Source organism: Mitsuokella sp. AF33-22, from assembly GCF_003475755.1.
Classification (GTDB): Bacteria; Bacillota; Negativicutes; order Selenomonadales; family Selenomonadaceae; genus Mitsuokella.
Genome location: NZ_QRQA01000006.1, coordinates 23983 through 41802 on the forward strand (window position 1 = coordinate 23983; position 17820 = coordinate 41802).

At 44.3% G+C, this 17820-nt stretch carries 20 protein-coding genes; 12 read left to right on the forward strand and 8 right to left on the reverse strand.

Annotated features, from left to right (window positions below):
• Positions 1-49 precede the first annotated feature (49 nt).
• The 4 genes from DWZ54_RS04885 to DWZ54_RS04900 form a co-directional block, all read right to left on the reverse strand.
• Entirely contained in the window at positions 50-262 is a 213-nt protein-coding gene (locus tag DWZ54_RS04885) for a DUF2922 domain-containing protein (RefSeq protein WP_118016480.1), read from the reverse strand.
• Between the two features lie 135 nt (positions 263-397).
• Positions 398-625, reverse strand: coding sequence for a DUF1659 domain-containing protein (locus tag DWZ54_RS11840; protein ID WP_158573614.1), 228 nt, complete (start codon positions 623-625; stop codon positions 398-400).
• 444 nt (positions 626-1069) lie between these two features.
• A complete protein-coding gene (locus DWZ54_RS04895; protein ID WP_199663238.1) occupies positions 1070-1924 on the reverse strand; it encodes an N-acetylmuramoyl-L-alanine amidase in 855 nt (284 codons plus the stop codon).
• On the reverse strand, positions 1806-2354 hold the full coding sequence (locus DWZ54_RS04900) for a hypothetical protein (protein ID WP_118474729.1): 549 nt from the start codon (positions 2352-2354) through the stop codon (positions 1806-1808). The genes DWZ54_RS04895 and DWZ54_RS04900 overlap by 119 nt, the downstream gene beginning before the upstream one ends.
• Before the next feature lie 758 nt (positions 2355-3112).
• Between DWZ54_RS04900 and DWZ54_RS04905 the strand changes: the two genes are divergently transcribed.
• The 4 genes from DWZ54_RS04905 (at position 3113) to DWZ54_RS04920 (ending at position 8838) form a co-directional block, all read left to right on the forward strand.
• Positions 3113-4657 carry an O-antigen ligase gene (locus DWZ54_RS04905; protein WP_118474730.1) on the forward strand — a complete coding sequence of 515 codons (1545 nt, stop codon included), beginning with the start codon at positions 3113-3115 and terminating at the stop codon, positions 4655-4657.
• Positions 4654-6156: an oligosaccharide flippase family protein gene (locus DWZ54_RS04910; protein ID WP_118474731.1), complete on the forward strand. Its 1503-nt coding sequence runs from the start codon at positions 4654-4656 to the stop codon at positions 6154-6156. Before DWZ54_RS04905 ends, DWZ54_RS04910 begins: the two co-directional genes overlap by 4 nt.
• Before the next feature lie 212 nt (positions 6157-6368).
• Positions 6369-7325: a glycosyltransferase family 2 protein gene (locus tag DWZ54_RS04915; RefSeq protein ID WP_370245738.1), complete on the forward strand. Its 957-nt coding sequence runs from the start codon at positions 6369-6371 to the stop codon at positions 7323-7325.
• Positions 7315-8838 carry a hypothetical protein gene (locus DWZ54_RS04920; RefSeq protein ID WP_118474733.1) on the forward strand — a complete coding sequence of 508 codons (1524 nt, stop codon included), beginning with the start codon at positions 7315-7317 and terminating at the stop codon, positions 8836-8838. Before DWZ54_RS04915 ends, DWZ54_RS04920 begins: the two co-directional genes overlap by 11 nt.
• A gap of 214 nt (positions 8839-9052) precedes the next feature.
• Here the strand turns inward: DWZ54_RS04920 and DWZ54_RS12145 are convergent, their stop codons facing one another.
• Positions 9053-9145 carry a hypothetical protein gene (locus DWZ54_RS12145; protein ID WP_199663254.1) on the reverse strand — a complete coding sequence of 31 codons (93 nt, stop codon included), beginning with the start codon at positions 9143-9145 and terminating at the stop codon, positions 9053-9055.
• 349 nt (positions 9146-9494) lie between these two features.
• A complete protein-coding gene (locus DWZ54_RS11800) occupies positions 9495-9734 on the reverse strand; it encodes a helix-turn-helix domain-containing protein (protein WP_147369892.1) in 240 nt (79 codons plus the stop codon).
• Positions 9735-10304: 570 nt separating this feature from the next.
• On the opposite strand from DWZ54_RS11800, the gene DWZ54_RS04935 reads away from it, so the two are divergent.
• The 4 genes from DWZ54_RS04935 to DWZ54_RS11805 all read left to right on the forward strand — a co-directional run bounded on the left by DWZ54_RS04935 (position 10305) and on the right by DWZ54_RS11805 (position 14440).
• Positions 10305-11336 carry a cyclic GMP-AMP synthase DncV-like nucleotidyltransferase gene (locus tag DWZ54_RS04935; RefSeq protein WP_118474735.1) on the forward strand — a complete coding sequence of 344 codons (1032 nt, stop codon included), beginning with the start codon at positions 10305-10307 and terminating at the stop codon, positions 11334-11336.
• Complete coding sequence (locus tag DWZ54_RS04940) at positions 11329-13002, forward strand: ThiF family adenylyltransferase (protein ID WP_158573615.1); 1674 nt, start codon at positions 11329-11331, stop codon at positions 13000-13002. Before DWZ54_RS04935 ends, DWZ54_RS04940 begins: the two co-directional genes overlap by 8 nt.
• Positions 12992-13822: a hypothetical protein gene (locus DWZ54_RS04945; RefSeq protein WP_118474737.1), complete on the forward strand. Its 831-nt coding sequence runs from the start codon at positions 12992-12994 to the stop codon at positions 13820-13822. The genes DWZ54_RS04940 and DWZ54_RS04945 overlap by 11 nt, the downstream gene beginning before the upstream one ends.
• A gap of 360 nt (positions 13823-14182) precedes the next feature.
• A complete protein-coding gene (locus DWZ54_RS11805) occupies positions 14183-14440 on the forward strand; it encodes a hypothetical protein (protein WP_147369893.1) in 258 nt (85 codons plus the stop codon).
• A 166-nt stretch (positions 14441-14606) separates the two neighbouring features.
• Here DWZ54_RS11805 and DWZ54_RS04950 read toward each other — a convergent pair whose 3' ends face one another.
• Both DWZ54_RS04950 and DWZ54_RS04955 read right to left on the reverse strand, forming a co-directional pair.
• The gene (locus tag DWZ54_RS04950) at positions 14607-14834 is read right to left on the reverse strand and encodes a hypothetical protein (protein ID WP_147369894.1); all 228 of its coding nucleotides are present in this window, start codon (positions 14832-14834) and stop codon (positions 14607-14609) included.
• Between the two features lie 361 nt (positions 14835-15195).
• The gene (locus tag DWZ54_RS04955; RefSeq protein WP_118474739.1) at positions 15196-15687 is read right to left on the reverse strand and encodes a hypothetical protein; all 492 of its coding nucleotides are present in this window, start codon (positions 15685-15687) and stop codon (positions 15196-15198) included.
• 60 nt (positions 15688-15747) lie between these two features.
• Here DWZ54_RS04955 and DWZ54_RS11900 point away from each other — a divergent pair, with 60 nt between their 5' ends.
• The 4 genes from DWZ54_RS11900 to DWZ54_RS04965 all read left to right on the forward strand — a co-directional run bounded on the left by DWZ54_RS11900 (position 15748) and on the right by DWZ54_RS04965 (position 17640).
• Positions 15748-16389 (forward strand): PD-(D/E)XK nuclease family transposase, encoded by a 642-nt coding sequence (locus DWZ54_RS11900; RefSeq protein ID WP_199663240.1) that lies wholly within the window; start codon positions 15748-15750, stop codon positions 16387-16389.
• A gap of 11 nt (positions 16390-16400) precedes the next feature.
• The gene (locus DWZ54_RS11905; protein ID WP_199663241.1) at positions 16401-16682 is read left to right on the forward strand and encodes a hypothetical protein; all 282 of its coding nucleotides are present in this window, start codon (positions 16401-16403) and stop codon (positions 16680-16682) included.
• A 13-nt stretch (positions 16683-16695) separates the two neighbouring features.
• Positions 16696-16884 carry a hypothetical protein gene (locus DWZ54_RS11810; protein ID WP_147369895.1) on the forward strand — a complete coding sequence of 63 codons (189 nt, stop codon included), beginning with the start codon at positions 16696-16698 and terminating at the stop codon, positions 16882-16884.
• Between the two features lie 99 nt (positions 16885-16983).
• Positions 16984-17640 carry a DUF3298 and DUF4163 domain-containing protein gene (locus DWZ54_RS04965; RefSeq protein WP_118474740.1) on the forward strand — a complete coding sequence of 219 codons (657 nt, stop codon included), beginning with the start codon at positions 16984-16986 and terminating at the stop codon, positions 17638-17640.
• The last annotated feature ends 180 nt before the right edge of the window (positions 17641-17820 follow it).

The following is a 17820-nucleotide window of genomic DNA, read 5'->3' on the forward strand; positions in this document are numbered from 1 at the left end:
TTGGGTGGTTGGTGGGGAAGGTGCGGGGCGAGAACGGACAAGGCTGGCGTCAGGCGAGCTCCTCTTCCTCTACCGTCCGCACGATGGCTTTCTGGAACGCCGTCGGCAGCGCGCCTTTGACGACGATGGCCTTCTTGGCGATGACGTTATCGGCCCATTTCTGAGCCTCTTCGCGCGTCAGGTCTTCGCGCGGGTCGAGGAGCGAGATGGCTTTCGTCTTGGCGTCGTCGAGAGCGAAGGTGATTTCAAGGGTACGTTTCATGGGGAGTTCCTCCTTTCAAGGATTCGGGGGTGGCTTCAGGTTGTGGCGGGAATGGGATGAAGGCTGCTGGGGAGCAGCCTCATTTTGCGTGCGTCCCTTTCCGGGGAGGCTGGCAAGGGATGCACGTGCGCGGGGTCAGGCGTTGTTGACGAGCGTCGAGATCTCGGAGCGCTGGATGTCACCGACCGTGTGCGTCTGCAGAGCGGCGAACTCCTCGCCGATGGCGAGCATGTCCTCGTCGGTGATCTCCGGGTTGATGTTGCTGACTGTGCGCGTTGCGTACTTCGTCGCGCCCGTGGCGGTTGCGCCGTTCTCAACCTTGATCTTGAGAGTCGTGGTGACGTTGATGCGCTGCGTTGCCATAAGGCATCCTCCTTTCGCGGGACTTTCGAGTCCCAATACATGGACAGTTGGTATAGAGCCCCGGCTGCCGGCCGCTGGGGCATGCAGCGGACAGCCGTATTCCAGCGGACAAGCCGCAGGAAAGCAGGTTGGGAGGTTTTCGTGGGAGGGAAAACCTTGCCTTGATTTCATTATACGGAGTTGACATGTCAAAAGGAAGCCCTTTTTTAGAGCTTCCCCTTTCGGGGGAAGTGTCCCAAAGGGCCGATAGGGGAACTTGCTGGTATTTGCTTTTTTAATTGATGAAATGCGAATTCCAGAGTATGGTTTACATTGAATAAGTATGTTATTGTACGCAGGATACCCCTTCAGTCAGCTGTGCTGACAGCTTCCCCAACCTCATCCGTCAGCCTTCGGCTGCCACCTTCCCCAGAGGGGAAGGCTTTGGGGACGCCTTTATCCTATTTAATGAATGAAGGTGGGCTGGAGGGCTTCTTCGACGCCGGACGCGATGCCGTGTGCGAAGATGTCCGGGTAGTGCTGGAGCAGCCAGGCGTCATCCTGGTTGTCGATGAAGGCCGTTTCGACGAGGATGGCCGGCATGCGCGTGCCGCGCAGTACGGCGAGATTCGGATTCTCCTTGATGCCGCGGTCCGGGAAGGTCGGATCGAGCGCACGGATGTTGGCGACAAGATTTTTCTGGATGCTGACGGCGAGCCTGCCGCCGGCCGAGTCAATGTCGTAGCAGTAGGTTTCGCAGCCGCGTCCTCCGCCGGCATTGACATGGATGGAGAGGAAGAAATCCGCGTACCATTCGTTGGCCGTAATGACGACATTGGGATAGCCCGGGGCTTCTCCCATGAGGTTGTGGCTCTGCAGCACCTTGACCTCATGGCCGTTGCCAATGAGATAACGCCGGCAGACGGCCGTAATCTTAGCCGTGAGATCTGCCTCCACGAGTCCGAGTTCTTTGTTGACGGCACCGGGATCGGGGCGGCCACCCGGGGCATGACCGGGATTCAGGAAAATGTTCACGGAATTCCCTCCTAACAGTCTGTTTTCCAGTTCATCAGGATCGACCAGCCTGTAGCAGGCACGGCGGTTCACATGGTTGAGCTCGATGAGTCCCAGCCGGCGCAGCTCCTGACGGGCGGCGATAAAAGAGCCGTGTGACAGCCCGGTATCATCGCGCAGCCTGTATTCAGGTATGACGCCGCCGTTTCTTTTTGCGAGAGCGGCGTACAGCTTCTTGGCCTTTGTCGAGGGCAATTTTTCGTACGTGTGGCACATGCCGTTTGCCAGCTGGTTTGTCTGTGTCATGAGAACTCCTTTCGTCGTTGTCGTACAGTTCCTGATCATGGATATCGGCTAGGGAAAAGAACGCGGCAGCGGGATTGAATTTTTCCAGGCCGAGTTCCTCTTTGGGCGGATCGCCTGCTTGTACGGCTTGGCCGGGATATATATTGCTGAGCACCGTGTAAGCGGCCGACCGGCTGCCACCGCGCGACTCATAGACCAGGTAATAATTCTTGGCGAGTTCCTCGCGTGCTCGCTGGGCTGAAGCAATGGAGAAATCACAGGCAGCAGCGATTTCTCCGAGACGCAGAATGATAGGGAAGGTCCAATGGACGTTGTTGGCCCGATACATCAGGTAATGCCAGAGTGCTTGAGCTTTTGTGGAAAGCGGCCGCATTGTCTGCTGTTTGTAGAAATACACCGTTTCAGGAATCCAGCCGCCATGCTTGCTCATTGCGGCTCACAGCAGGACGAACGACGAGCCTGCTGTGAGCTGGTTGGATACTGTGTGATGTGTACAAAAAGCATGGAAATCATCCTCCCTTTTGAAAATAAAACAAAGATTATGAAAATCCACAATCAAACAACAACGAAGTATTGTTTGCTCGTCTTGTATAAGATATTATCGAGTTTTCTCGGATTTGTCAACCGGTGAAAGACAAAATAGAACAAAATATTTTTCCTAAACGAAAATTTTGGTTTTTAGTTTACACCCGTTTATTGGCTGCTATGATCCTGGATTCCTGGTTTTCCAGGAGCTTCGACGATGCGCTACGTACTATGATGGTTTTATTTTTCTCTTTTTCTTTGTCTATGTATAGAGGACATGGGAGGCCTTGAGGCATAAGTGTTTGCCCGTTTCAGGCGGATCATGATGAATGATATTTTGAATCGCAACCTGAACCACATTTGTAGCTGCATCCTGATTTGGTTTGTTTTTTATACACAAAATATCCACAGGATATACACAGCTAATCCACAATATTATACACAGGTTGAGTGAGAAAATGTCCGCAGGAATCCAGCGCAAATTTTCCAGAAAAGAATATTTTTCGAACAATCTATGATATAATGATGTGGTTACTAGTGTTTAGAAAATCTACTGCCAAAATTTTACGACATAATGCATGTGGTGCCATTCTGGGAGGGATTCAGTCAAGATAAACGGATAAGAAAAATTGTAAACGGTTGTATTATCGAGAAAGGAACTCTATGGATAAGTATCGAATTTTTGTAGCTATTTCCATCGTAGCATTGATTTTTGACAATATACCGAAAGCTTTGCAGCTGACTACTATCAGTGGTGGTGCCGCTGGTAAATTCACCTGGTATCCTTTGCTCATATTATTGTTACTCAAGATACAGGAATATTATCGGCAAAGAAGCAGTTTAGGTAAAAAAGAAATATATATGTTGCGATATATATTCTTTTTTACCTGTATCATATTGGTATCTAATATTCAAGGGTTATTGGTTTATCCATATTATGATGAACTTTTAGCCGGTCCTTTGAGTCAGATTGAAAAACTGCCCTATGTATTGCAGTTCTTCCAGAATCATGGAATTAGTGTTTCTGTACAAAGCGTTTTCATGAGTTGGATTGGTGTACGAGCTGTAAAAGGTACAATTTTTAATGTTATTTATACATTTGGTTTTGCATTCATTTTATATTCTGTTATCAAAAATTCATATCCAGATTATTTACGGATTTTAAAGAAATGCGTATTTATTTCTGTTGCTATTATTTCTGTATATTCTTGTATTGAATTGCTTTATTTAGCTGGGAATCCTGTAGCGACATCGGTTTTATCATTCATCAATCCGATGCTGCATCCCATTGCGGTTGATCATGGCTGGTGGCCTCCACTTCTTTGGAAAAATCAGCTTCGTTCGGTGTTTTCAGAACCATCGCGAATGGGAAATTATGCCGCTTTTGCCCTGCCATTTTTATGGATGTATGTTTTAAAGGCGAAAACTATTTTTACGCCTAAAATCATATTAATTTTCTTTTATACCTTCTTGATTTTTATGACAAAGGCACGTACACCCGTGGCAATGTATTGGGGACTTTTAGTATTATTTGTGATTTTTACACTTGTCTTTACGCGTAGGATGTACGTAAAACGACTCGGTGCTATTCTGCTTATCACTGCCTTATCATTACTATTTTCTGTTGGATTTATTAAAGTCTTCATGCAGCAGAATAATCAGGTCGTGACAGTAGAAAGCTACTTGAGTGATAATGTAAGTTCTTTAACCAAGGACAATGCCAGAAGTAATGGAGCGCGATATGCTTTAATCCGTTCTAACCTCAAAACAGGGATGGAGCATCCATTTTTTGGAACGGGTGATTATTTGACTTCTTCTTATACGGTTCACAATTTTAATGAATACGATTTACGAAATGGAGAAGTCCAATTGTGGGTGCATAGCTTTAATGAGCAGGGAGTATTGAAATATGGGTTAGGTGCAATGAACGAATATGTTTCTCAATTTGCACAGCATGGTGTTATTGGCTTGTTGGTATTTATGTTTCCTTTCTTTTTCATCGTGCTTAAACTCTTCAAGAAAATCCGGGTGACAACTGGAACAGAACAATTGGATACCATGGCGGTTACATTGTCACTTATTGGCAGTGCTGTAGCTGGTTGCAATGGTTCGCTGTCATTACTGTATGCATACTGGGTGATTTTGGCTTATGCATATGCTGAGATTTATCAGGAGCCGGAAGGGATTAAAAGACTGGATATAAAATGAATGAACGTAAAATCGGTATCTTACTCAGCTATCTGAATATTGCACTCCATGCGGTCGTGGGCTTTCTCTATGTTCCTATCCTGCTGCATTTTATCGGGAAAGAGGAATACGGGCTCTACCAGCTGATCGGTTCCCTGATTGCGTATTTCAGCATCATGGACTTTGGCCTGACGGCTGCAGTGACGCGCTTCTATACGAAGTACAAGGCCCTGCAGGACAAGGAGGGCATGGAGAATATCCTGGCGATCTCACTTTATGGGTATGGAGCGGCGACATTGCTGTCTTTGTTGGTCGGGGTCATCTGTTACTGGAATCTCGATGCGATTTTCGAAGCCAGTATGACGGCAGGGGAGCTTGCGGAAGCACGGCAAATGTTCTTACTGCTGCTGTTCAATATCGCCGTAAGCCTCTCGACGATGGTGTTCCGTTCGGTCATCAATGCGCATGAGAAGTTCCTGTTCCTGAAGGGCCTCGAAACGGTGCAGCTGATCCTGCAGCCACTCCTCGTCATCCTCATTCTCCAGAAAGTCCCAACAGCGATGGCCGTTGCCGTTGCCCAGACGGCCCTGAACGTGGCCTTGATTCTCGCGCGCATGTATTACTGCTTTGCGCGCCTGCATGTCACGATCCGCTTTCATTATTGGAATCAGGCGTTGTTCCATGATTTCAAGAAGCTGGCGCTCAGCGTCTTCTTTGTCAGCCTCATTGACCAGGTCTTCTGGAAGACGAATCAGATCATCCTGGGCATCGTGCAGGGGACGGGCGCGGTGGCCGTGTATTCCATCGCGTCGCTGATCTACATGAATTATATGGCTCTTTCTACGGCAATTTCGGGTGTTTACCTGCCGCACATTACAGAACTCGTGGCCAAGCGGCGCCCGCTGCAGGAGCTTTCGGCGCTGTTCATCCAGATTGGCCGCTGGCAGTATTATCTGCTGGCTCTGGTGGCCACGGGCTTCATCATCTTCGGCCGCCAGTTCATCGCCCTCTGGGCGGGCAGCGGATTTGAAGATGCTTACTGGATTACCATTCTCATTGTCCTGCCGTTTACAATCGATCTTATCCAGAATATCGGTCTGGCCATCCTGCAGGCGATGAACCGGTATGATTTCCGCGCGAAGATTTATTTTCTGACGGGGGTATTGAATCTCCTGCTGGCCATTCCGCTTGGCATGCATTTCGGCGGGCTCGGCTGCGCTGTGGCTACAGGTTTTTCCATGTTGCTGGGGAATGGCCTCGCAATGAACTGCTTCTATCATCGGTACATTGGCCTCGATATACCGGCCTTCTGGAAGCAGATTGGCAAGGCTTCTGTCTCAATCGTTCTTTGTCTTTTGCTCGGCTATGGAATCAATGCCTATACGCCGGGAGATGGGAAGTTCGTGTTCCTTCTCAAGATTGTGGGATATACCCTGTTGTATGGTGTGATGGTTTATTTCCTGGCGATGAATGCGGATGAAAAGAGTAAAGTCCAGAAAATCTTCAAACGATTTGTTTAGGAAAGAGAACAGGGATATACGGTTGCAGTTGTAGGGACATTGGGCATATCTCAAGTCCCTTTATGTTTTCCTGAGGAATATGTTATAATGAAAAAATAATGTTTGATTTTAGGGAAAGGGATTGACAGATGAATGAAAACAAGTACACTCAGGACAGACAGACAGACAGACAGACAGACAGACAGACAGACAGACGCCTGATTTCTATTCTGGTGCCATGCTACAATGAGGAGGCGGTGCTGCGGCAGTTCTATGCGCGGACGTCGGAGGTGGTCCGTGGGATTCCGGATTACGATTTTGAGTTCGTTTTCGTGAATGACGGCAGCCGCGATGGGACGCTTGCCATCATGCGGGAACTGCGTGCGCAGGATGCGCGCGTATCATATGTCAATTTGTCCCGGAACTTCGGCAAGGAAATCGCGATGATTGCAGGGATTGATTACCTGCAGGGCGATGCGGCGGTCATCATGGATGCGGACTTGCAGGACCCGCCGGAGCTCATCCCGGAGATGATTTCGTGGTGGGAAAAAGGCTATGACGATATCTGTGCCAAACGCCGCAGCCGAGCGGGGGAGACGTTCTTCAAGAAGTGGTCATCGCATGCGTTTTACCGCATCCTGCAGCATCTGACGAATATCCCCATCCAGCCCGATGTCGGCGATTTTCGTCTCCTTGACAAGCAGTGCCTCAATGCCCTGCGTCTGATGCGTGAGTCGCAGCGTTACACGAAGGGACTCTTCAGTTGGATTGGTTTCAACAAGAAAGAGATCCTGTTCGACCGCGATGCACGTGCGGCCGGCAAGACGAAGTGGAATTACTGGAAGCTCATGAATCTGGCGATTGAAGGCATTACGAGTTTTACAATCGCACCGCTCCGAGCGGCGTCGTTCCTCGGCTGTATCCTGGCATTCGTGGCCATCTTGTACATGGTATATATCGTCGTGCGTACCCTGATTTACGGCGGCGATGTAGCGGGGTATCCGTCGCTGATTTCGGTCATCCTGTTCATCGGCGGCGTCCAGCTGCTTTTCCTGGGAATCATCGGCGAGTATTTGGGTCGAGTATTTAACGAAAGCAAGTTTCGCCCTCTCTATTTGGTGAAGGATTATAACGGAAAAATAAAGCTCAACCAAGAAGTCAGCAAGAGGGGGATTCATCATGGAAAATAAGTACTGGAAACGACATTGGCAGGAAATCACATTTTTCACATCTATTTTTGTAGCTGTTTTTTCATTTTTCACTGTGGCACATCCTTTGGTTCCTTATGATGGCGATGACTGGGCAAATTTATCGCTTATGCGAAAGGCTGTGCCATTATTGTCAACTTATAATCCGGTTAAGGTCCTTCCAGAAGATCTGTTTCCCTTAGTTGGAATATTCTCAGCAAATATGATCTTCCCTGTACTTGGAGACTATATTTACTCCATTATTTTTGTTTCAGCTGCGGTATTTAGTCTGTTAATCTGCGCCTATTTGTATCAATTCTATCAATTTATAAAAACGATATTTTCTTTAAAAACTTCAGTTGCAATCCTACTTACAGCATTGTTTTTATCGCTTCATTTTGTAATTTTTTATTCAAAAAATTCTGTTGCTGCTTATTTGCTTGGAACATATAATCTTACATGCTTATATCATTATGTGATACCTGCAATCGTAAATATTTCTCTTGTCTTGTATCTGGCTAGATATGATTTTATGGCTTTGGCTTTTAAAGAAAATTCTGTTGCTTCATGTGAACATGGAATGCTTTTCTCTCGTTCAATTTCTTCTTGGAGTTGCTTAATTTTTATTGTATATCTAGCAATATTTTCCAATATACTTGCTAGTATTATTCTGGCATCTTATGTTTTTAGTGCTTTGCTGCTTCGTTTTTTGCAGGAACAGCATACTAATCAAGAATATAAAATATTCGTGAAGGATAATCTCCTTTATATTGGAATCTTACTAGTTTGGTTAACCTCTTTGTTTTTTGAAGCTCATGGCGGAAGAGCTCATGATATTGGACATAGTGTTTTCTCATTGCCGATTGTAGAAACAGGGAAATATTTTCTGGCAATTCTTGCTAAGATGAGCAAGGAATTCATATGCTTTGCTTTGCTCTTTATAGTGGGCGGGATTTTTGTAAGTTACAAAAAAGATTCATATGTTTATCGTAACTTTTTTAAAATGTATATTTTAACATCTGCTATATCCTGTCTTTATTTGCTTCTGATTTGTGCAAAAGCTTCCCCAGCCTATATAGGACGTAGCGACGTATTTATTTCCTTTATTATATGGACTCTCCTGTTTATCTGTTTTTCCTTGGCATATTTAATAAAACGAATATCAAAAGTTGCAATAATCCTTCCGATTCTTGTACTTTACTTTGCTATAGAGGCTATTGGTGGCAGCGGCTTTCAACAAAATGTTATATCGAATGGAATATCGGAAAAGGAATGTATAGCAGTTGATCGAGAGATTATTCAGCAACTGCAGGAAGCAGATCGCAATGGAGAAAAGGAGGTAGTTTTACGAGTACCGAAAGGTGATAATCGTGATAACTGGCCACATCCATTATATATGGGCAATGCTTTAAGCCGTACCATGTATAAACACGGATTGATTTCAAAACAATTGAAAATCACGATAGAGCCTGATTTGGATATGAATAAAAAGTATCATATATCTATTCCTAAATAATTGGATTTGATTTTGAACGGAGCAGCCATGATCGGTGTTTGATGGGTATTCGATGTAAATGAACACAGGTTGCTGAGCAGATGGTCCAGGATGGCGTCGGATACAGCTGATTCACCCAGGCAATCAATTCTTTCTTCCGGGTCGTATTGCGAATGGATGATGGTGGTGAATGATTGGCCTCGCGGTAAGTAGTGAACATGTCAGTCAAGCGCATTTACTTGACCTTGAAGTCGTCGTAGCACGCATTGGTGCTGAGATCGTTGGCCAGATAGGTTTTACCGGAGCCGGTCGCGCCGATGATGACGATATTGGTGTGATGCTAGATATACTCGTTGCTTTCCAAGCATTTCAGTAAATCTCGATTGAGATGGCCGTTTGGAAGATACTCGATATTTCGCAATGTGATTTCGCAATGTGACATTCGGATAGAACAGCCTCGCATCCTTGAGCAATCTCGGTAGATGATTGTTCCTGGAAGCCGATATCTTAGTTTAGCTCCAGTCGGCCATTGATGTAATCGCCAGGCTTATGGCGGATGTGCATGGTGAGATTGTTCTGCTTAACATGATTCTGATACCACTTGCAGAACTGTGAGTAATGGAAGCAGAGCTGATGGCTCTGCCAATAGCTGCCTACGTATTCTTCCCAGAGTGGCTTCAGCGTGACACCGCTGCGAAGCAGCTCTCGATGGATATAGCAGAAGTCTGGTATGACCGGCACCGGCTCAGAAGCTCTGATTCCGCCAACTCCTTCCAGTCTGCTGGTGAAAGCGACAGATTCTTGGCAGCGGCAGCCACTTTTGCAACCATGTTGCGCGACACATGCAGCGCAGCTGCGATGTGCCGCTGGCTCTTTCCCTGCGCGAGATGAACCAGGATTTCCTTGTCTTTTGACATGGAACGCTGATATCCAGCGGCATCCCGAGCACCTCGACAACGTCCTACCATGGAACGAGATTATCCAGCAAAGTTGCAAATAAATCTTCTAAGCTTCACCGTTTTGTGCGGCGGAGCTTTTTTGATGCATATTTCAGTGATAACAAAAAGTGAGCTAGCAGACTGGCAGATTATACACCGGATGATTTAGCGCTTACAATGGTGCCTCCTTTCGGTTAGGCAGTTAACAGATGAGATGATATCCAAGGTAGCTCAGTTATTCGTTCGCACATGGCTCATCTTTTTGACATTCACAATAGACTAAAAGGGGGTGGGCTAGAATCTCAGTTTCTATGTAGTGGTTTTACGGTTTCTTTCAAGGAGAATATTCACTTATCAGTAATTTGAGAAATTCTAGATGAGCTGTAGTCTGTATCTTTTATTGTATAACATAGTATTTTGGAGTATAATAAAAGAAAATTATGTTGCTTATTGAATCCTGTTGTGATTTGCTGTAATCATGAGCTGAAATGATAAAATTCTTGAGAAGAATTCAAGAGATTAATAAAGATTATATAGGGAGGGTTAATCATGAAATTAAAGAAAGAATTTGATGATTTTTATGCTCAGATTTGTATTGATAAAGAAGCAGAAGCTTTAAAGGATAAGAGAGAAATACTAGAAGATGATATCAAAAATAAACTACCGGATATTCTCGGCGAACACGATATTTCTCTGAATAAGTCAGATATACGAATGATTGATCAAGGGAGTTATAAGTATCATACGACGATAAAATCGGATGTAGTGGATCGCGATGTAGCGGTCATCATCCCTTTGGATATTGATGAACAAGATGATCCTAGAGAAATTAAGAAATATTTAAGGGAAGCTATCACAATTCCAACGCGGACAGTATCAATCAAAGAGCCATGTGTGCGGGCTTCTTATTATGAGGACGGAAAAGAGTGGCTTCACGTTGATTTGCCTTTATATGCGGATCATAATGGTTCTCTGTACCTGGCACGCGGAAAAGAATATGGTGAAACCTATTCTTGGGAGAGTGCTGATCCAGATAGCTTGAATGATACACTCTGCAATACCATCAATGGAAATGAACAGTTGCGGCGCATTATTCGGTATATAAAAAAATGGAAAAATGAAGCATATGCAAATTCTAAATCAGACCATGAAGTTCCACCTAGCATAGGCTTGACTTTGCTGGCATGTGATTGCTTTATGCCTGCAATAGAAGATGGCAAAGATTATGATTTATTATCGCTTAAGAATACGCTAAAACAAATTCAAGGAAGATTTTCTCTTAGATTTGATGCTTACTATAATGTTGTAGGTGCAGATATTAAACGTTATCTTACGGTAAAACCGTATACAGATGTATTCGATAAGATGCGCAACAGCAGTGAGCAGTATATGCTGACCTTTTATAAGCGTTTATCGACAGCTGTTTCGAATCTTGAGGATGCAGTCAATGCTTCTTCTGATCATGATGCAGCACTGTCAGTTCAGAAAGTTCTGGGTGATGATTTCGAAGTACCAGAAGATGCATCAGTGAAGTCTGCAAGTATCCTTATAAAGTCTAAAAGGGAGCATGGCTTTGGATAAGCAAAATATAGTAAAGAAAATTTTAGAGCAATTTGAACAGATATCTGATACAAAAAATATTAAGGACATTGCCTATTCTTTTTATGTCGATAAGAAGGAATTCTTGCTCTTCCCTCCACGACTAGATTTTCCTGAGAGCAAGGTCAGTTTATTTATCAATGTAAAACATGTTGGTTTTATTCCTCATATATTTTTTTACGATTATACAAAGAAAGAGTTCGATTTCTTGCCAGATGAGGCATATGCACCTCTTTGCTTATATGAAGCATATGATTATATATCTTCTCTGTTTTCTTATGAAGATAAGATATACGATGCCATTAGAAGACTCTTGAAGCTTTTATTCATGAGCCCTGTTGATAAAGAGCGAGAGTTTCAGAAAGAATTCTCGGTCTATTGGCATAATATGGCGACAGAGAAGATGACTGTCGATGTGTTCTTGCATCAAGCAAAAAGCTTTTCTAAACTAAAGATTTATCGACATGGTAAAAATATGCGACTTGTTGAAGATGGGATTACCTTAAATGATTTGCTTAGTCAGGATGTGAGGATATGGGAAGAAGATGTAGGAGATGATGCCTATCTTATCCCTATTAGCGATAAGAGAAATATCATTCCACCGTATCGAAAAAATCCATGGTCTATTAAAAATATTCAGCATATTTTAGCTGATGTGGCTATCGATCATATTTCTCCCGATATATATAAAAAGCTGAAACGTATTACTTCTTCTAAACGTAATATATGGTTCGTTTTTTCTATGCATGTTCAAGAGATTGATATTTTATTTACAGTCAAAATCCGTTGTGGAAATCAAAAGCATGAGAATTTGTTAAATGAAATTATGCATGCTGCAGAGCAGATTAAAACATTTCGTACAAGACGCATGGATTATCTTTTCTTGAATCGTATTGTTGGAAATGAACAAAAATTATATGGGAAGAAAATTCTTTTGGTAGGTTGTGGATCATTGGGAAGTTATGTTGCTTCGGAATTAGTGAAAAATGGTTGTATATCTTTGACAGTATATGATTCGGATTATTTGTCAATTGAGAATACGATGCGTTGGGCTGGCAATCCTGCTCTAGTAGGGGGATATAAGGTCGATTATATCAAGAAATTGCTAGAAAACTTTCATCCGGAAATAAATGTGACGGCATTCCACAAGAAACTCGATAAAAAAATCTTATGTGATATGATTAAGGAATTCAGTCTTATTATATTTACCATTGGGAGCAGTGATTCACAATTAGCATTTAATCGTGCTTTAAAAATGAATCATTGTAATATTCCTGTGATTTATACTTGGCTTGAGGCTGGTGGACGATACAGTCATATTTTAGCTGTTGATTATCAAAGTAAGGGCTGTTATCAATGTTTGTTCACCGATGAAAATGGGAAGATGATCAATAATCGAGCAATTCATATGTCAGAAACACTAAACGATTCATATGTTGATAGTATCATACGAAATGGATGCGGTGGAACACGTGCTGCATATGGGACAACTATCCTTTTACGGACTACTGCCGTTTTATTGGATACATTACAACAAATTTACTCTAATTATGGTATCCAACATAAGCTTACGACTATTACGCCTCTTGCTGTGGAATATCCGGATAATCTTATACCAATGAAGGGATGTCAATGTTGTGGATTGTAAAAAGATTATCAATTTTATCTCTGATAATAAGCGTATTGTTATTGAAATCTTGATGTTTATTATCGCGCTAATACTTGTGTATTCCGTGGATTTGCCTGAGTCTTTTGGTGAACGATGGTTAAACCCTAAAGACTTGCCAGATAGTATATTCTATATTATCATAACTGCTTTTCCCGCTATACCTGTTCTAAAGATTATGCTTCTCGGGTTTATCTTGTATAAGATTCGCTCTTGTAATAAAGAATATATTTTGAATATGGATAATTATTATCACGATTATTCGTATTTTTGGTATAGATTTTGTTCATCCATAATGGGAATATCAAAATGCAACTTGATCTTGGTACCAATCCATATGCAATTCAGTTTAGTCATACATCAAGTATTTCACGAATTTCCTTTACAAGATGAAAGCTTTCCAGAGAGCGACGCGGATGAAAAAGTAATAGTTAAGGACTTTAATAACTTACATGGTGGATTAGAATATAATATAATCATTGAGGATACTTACCTAATATCGATGGAGCAGCTTCCTCTTGATAAAAAAGAACTTCCGTCTTTTAAAATCAGTAGGAACAATAAAGGAAAATCAGATCGTCACTTCAATCGCCAATTCATTAATGAGATTGTAAGGGTCTTAAGAGATTTACCAGATAAGGTTACGGTTAACATCTATACGACTACAAATCCTAAACATACTTTTTATATTGCACAAGACGCATTGAAACTCTCTGATCGTGGGAATATCGAGCATGTTTTCGTTTATCAGCAGGAACGAGATAATGGAAGACACTTTAAAAAATTCTACAAGGTATATTGATTGATATGATTTTATACTTTACAAAGGAGAGTATGATAATGTCTCAGACAGCGCCTTTATGGGCTTGATTTATTCCGTATTTTTGCCGCGCTCATGATATTTGCTTTCCATTGTTTTTGTCAGGCAGATTTCCTCATTTTCATTATCAAAAATCTCCGTCATCATCGTGGGAAATTTCCCACTTTCAGCGGATCTTGTCAGGAGGCGGGTTCCACTACAACATCCTACCGTATGAGTGTGTGGTCCATCCGGTAGCTCCGGCCGCTGTATGGGATAGATAGTAGAGGTGAGGTAGGTGTACATATGAAATAAATATCCGTTAGATATAATGATTCGCAGTTCATTCTGACAATTGAAAGGATGAATGGAGATAAAGTTCGTGCATCAAATTCAAGATGGGATTTTAATCCGGGGCTGGCGTTTAATCTGCAGGAAAATGCTCCTAAGAGGAGGCTGGATGCAGTGATTGTGCAGCAGAGCTTCAAGGTCGCGGTCGAAACGAAATTGTCGGATTGGTTCCACGAGGATCAGATTCAGAACCATTTAGATGTTTTTGGAGAAGAGCAGTATAAGGTCCTGATGACCTTGGCGCCCGTTCATATTTTGATTTCAATATGAGGGAGGGTGTATAATGAAATGACGACCTCATCCAGCGCTGAGTTTGCAGGGCGGATAAGGCCTATGGACATTGGGCAACCATCCACTGCAGGGTTTAGTGCTTACCAAAAACGAGATGCCTGGTAATGAGCATCTCGTTTTTGATGTCTGGATCTTATTCGGCTGGTCAGAAAGCCAGGCCATTATCCTTGGCGATTTTACGGATTTCTTCGAGTGAGAGATTGGTCGAATCGGTTATGACGCCTACGGGAAGGTCTTTCTTTAAGAGAGAAAGTGCAATTTTGATTGTGGCTTTGCGTTCGCCGCGTGTTTCACCAACTGCAATACCGTCGGCGAAACCGTCTTCTTTAGCGACTTCGAGTGCGCGTTTCTGATCCCATTTGAAGTTGACCATATCGAACACCTCACTTTTATTTTTCTGGAAATAGTCTGCCAGGAAAACGAAGCTTCCCCCTTCGGGGGAAGTGGCCCGCAGGGCCGATAGGGGAAACAGCAGATATTTGTGTTGACAGCTTCCCCGACCTCATCTGTCAGCCTTCGGCTGCCACCTTCCCCAGAGGGGAAGGCAGTGGGGACGCCTAATCGTTCTTTTTACCTTTATTCTATCATATTTGATAAACGGTTGTCAGGAGCAGCGGGCGCGAGCTTGCGTTGGCTCCTTAGGCAATCATCCATTGCATGGTTTAGTGCTTACCAAAAACGAGATGCCCGGTAATGAGCATCTCGTTTTTGGTGTCTGGATCTTATTCGGCTGGTTAGAAAGTCAGGCCATTGTCCTTGGCGATTTTACGGATTTCTTCGAGTGAGAGATTGGTCGAATCGGTTATGACGCCTACGGGAAGGTCTTTCTTTAAGAGAGAAAGTGCAATTTTCATTGTAGCTTTGCGTTCGCCGCGTGCTTCGCCACGTGCTTCGCCAACTGCAATACCGTCGGCGAAGCCGTCTTCTTTAGCGATTTCGAGTGCGCGTTTCTGATCCCATTTGAAGTTGACCATATCGAACACCTCACTTTCATTTTTCTGGAAATAGTCCGCCAGGATATCGTGTGTCTCGCAATAGGTGATGGCCTGACGGATTGCGGTTTTGAGTTCGAGTCCGGCCCGGACTTTCTGTACGAAGATGCTGTAGCAGCGAAGCGTTATGTTGATTATTGAAACGAAGCTTCCTCCTTCGGGGGCGTTCGTTGCTGGAGTGTGCGCGTTGCGTACCTCGTTGCGCCCATTGCGGTAGCGCCGTTCTTCATCCATTGCATGAAATCATTTACTATTGTAAAATATAAATATAAATTACGGAAAGGATGTGAGCGCGTGAAAAATCAGGATACAAACAACGAGCAGAAAAAATTATACGATGCGACTTGTAAGCAGGTTCTGTCCGAAAAAAGCCTCATCGCTTATATCCTTCAGACCTGCTTGGATGAATTCCGCGGCTATTCTCTCCGCTACATTGTCCGTCATTGTATCCAAGGAACACCAGACGTTGGTACGGTCGTTGTTGAAGCAGACAACGGCGGTTCGTTCCGCATCAAAAATCAGCAGACCGAAGACAAGACCGAAACAGAAGGCACCGTATTTTATGATATCCGTTTTACGGCCATTGTGCCGAACAACGGCAAACTGATTGAGCTCATCATCAACATCGAAGCTCAGAATGACTTCAATCCCGGCTATCCATTGTTAAAACGTGCCGTCTATTACTGTAGCCGGATGATATCCAGCCAGTACGGCTCCGTTTTTACCAAATCCCACTACGAAAAAATCCAGAAGGTCTACTCCATATGGATCTGTACCAATCCCACGCAAGAATGGTCCTACAGTATCACGCGTTACAAAATGCAAGAATACAACCTCGTAGGAGCATCCCATGCACCACAGACAGACTATGACCTGCTAACACCTATCCTGGTCTGCCTGGGACAAAAAAAGTACACCGACTGCATGGCCTGTTGAAAATGCTCAACATGGTCTTTCTGGACAACATCAGCCCAGGAGAAAAGATCAAAACGCTCAAACAGGAATTCGACATCGAAGTCACACCACAACTCGAAAAGGGGGTTTCCGAAATGTGCAATCTGAGTGAAGGCATCGAAAAACGTGGCGAAGCGCGCGGCGAAATAAAAAATATGATTACAGTTGCAAAAAACATGATTAATAAAAGAAAATATTCACCAGAAGAAATCTCAGAGATTTCCGGCCTGCCGCTTGAAAAAGTCATGGATTTAATCGACGGCAAAACAGCTTGATAACAAGCGAATCATGAAAGCAGAAGGAGATTTGAATCGCGCACGCATTGTTCAGGATGAGCTGATTTTGTATATGCTGAAGGAAGATTTTGCCTTTCGTGATATCCTAGAAGCTACTGGGGCATCGGATGAAGAGATATGTAAACTGCCAGTCACGGAACCAGTCACGGAAATGGAAGTTTCTGGAACCTTGTCCGGATGATCTCTTTCAGAAGGTATTGACTATTGTGGATACCATTATGGGGGAATGACGCCGGCTGTATTGAATGATGGAGTTGAATGATGGACAGGAGGGATTTTTATGCGTAAGCGTCAACTGACCAGGCTGCTCTTGGCCGGGCTCTGCACGATCTCGCTCTGGGGCGTGCCGCTGCCGGCGGGGGCCACCGTTGAAACGGGCACCGACACGAAAATCAACTACACGATGAATTATCCGCTCGTCTACACGCAGAACCCGGACGCGCAGGAAGCGATCAACTCGGATATCTACACGTACATCGCGGACTTCCGCGCGGCTTATGAGCGCGGCGACTTCATCGACGGCAGTTTCTCGTATGAGGTCAAGTACGAGGATGAGCAGGTCGTTTCGATCGTCATCTGCGAGTACAAATGGACGGGTGGCGCACACGGCATGCCGAATTACATCGGCCTCAACTACGACAAGGCGACAGGGGAGAAGCTGCCGCTATCGTACTTTGTCAGACTGACGCCTGCTGACCGCGTGCAGGTCCTGGGCTTCCCGGTTTACAATGCCCGCGATGAAGTCATCCCCGACAAAGACCTGAGCCAGTACCGCTGGGACAATGCGATCAGCACGAATTACTACATGCTCGGCAACGGCGACCTCGCGCTCATTTACCAGCCTTACGACCTGGCCCCGTATGCCGCCGGCGTCACGCACATCAAGCTGACGGCCAAATGGATCGATTATTTCAACCGCCGCAACCATGCCGAATGAGGCGGCTGAGCGGCCTTGCACACCGTGAGTCCGCGGGTGGCGCCGACTGCCAGGGAGCATCTCCATGCGTTTTGGAGGTGCTCCTTTTTGCTGCGCCGCCTGCCGCGCCGGGGAATCGTCCGAAAAAATCGGGAAGAAGTTTTGTATTTGAGCGCAGAATGTGGTACATTAGTTGTAAAT

Bases quoted from the DNA above. Each gene is read 5' to 3' on its own strand.
- DWZ54_RS04885 (WP_118016480.1), bottom strand. From the start codon at position 262: ATGAAACGTACCCTTGAAATCACCTTCGCTCTCGACGACGCCAAGACG.
- DWZ54_RS11840 (WP_158573614.1), bottom strand. From the start codon at position 625: ATGGCAACGCAGCGCATCAACGTCACCACGACTCTCAAGATCAAGGTT.
- DWZ54_RS04895 (WP_199663238.1), bottom strand. From the start codon at position 1,924: ATGACACAGACAAACCAGCTGGCAAACGGCATGTGCCACACGTACGAA.
- DWZ54_RS04900 (WP_118474729.1), bottom strand. From the start codon at position 2,354: ATGAGCAAGCATGGCGGCTGGATTCCTGAAACGGTGTATTTCTACAAA.
- DWZ54_RS04905 (WP_118474730.1), top strand. From the start codon at position 3,113: ATGGATAAGTATCGAATTTTTGTAGCTATTTCCATCGTAGCATTGATT.
- DWZ54_RS04910 (WP_118474731.1), top strand. From the start codon at position 4,654: ATGAATGAACGTAAAATCGGTATCTTACTCAGCTATCTGAATATTGCA.
- DWZ54_RS04920 (WP_118474733.1), top strand. From the start codon at position 7,315: ATGGAAAATAAGTACTGGAAACGACATTGGCAGGAAATCACATTTTTC.
- DWZ54_RS11800 (WP_147369892.1), bottom strand. From the start codon at position 9,734: ATGTCAAAAGACAAGGAAATCCTGGTTCATCTCGCGCAGGGAAAGAGC.
- DWZ54_RS04935 (WP_118474735.1), top strand. From the start codon at position 10,305: ATGAAATTAAAGAAAGAATTTGATGATTTTTATGCTCAGATTTGTATT.
- DWZ54_RS11805 (WP_147369893.1), top strand. From the start codon at position 14,183: ATGAATGGAGATAAAGTTCGTGCATCAAATTCAAGATGGGATTTTAAT.
- DWZ54_RS04950 (WP_147369894.1), bottom strand. From the start codon at position 14,834: ATGGTCAACTTCAAATGGGATCAGAAACGCGCACTCGAAGTCGCTAAA.
- DWZ54_RS04955 (WP_118474739.1), bottom strand. From the start codon at position 15,687: ATGGATGAAGAACGGCGCTACCGCAATGGGCGCAACGAGGTACGCAAC.
- DWZ54_RS11905 (WP_199663241.1), top strand. From the start codon at position 16,401: ATGGTCTTTCTGGACAACATCAGCCCAGGAGAAAAGATCAAAACGCTC.
- DWZ54_RS11810 (WP_147369895.1), top strand. From the start codon at position 16,696: ATGAAAGCAGAAGGAGATTTGAATCGCGCACGCATTGTTCAGGATGAG.
- DWZ54_RS04965 (WP_118474740.1), top strand. From the start codon at position 16,984: ATGCGTAAGCGTCAACTGACCAGGCTGCTCTTGGCCGGGCTCTGCACG.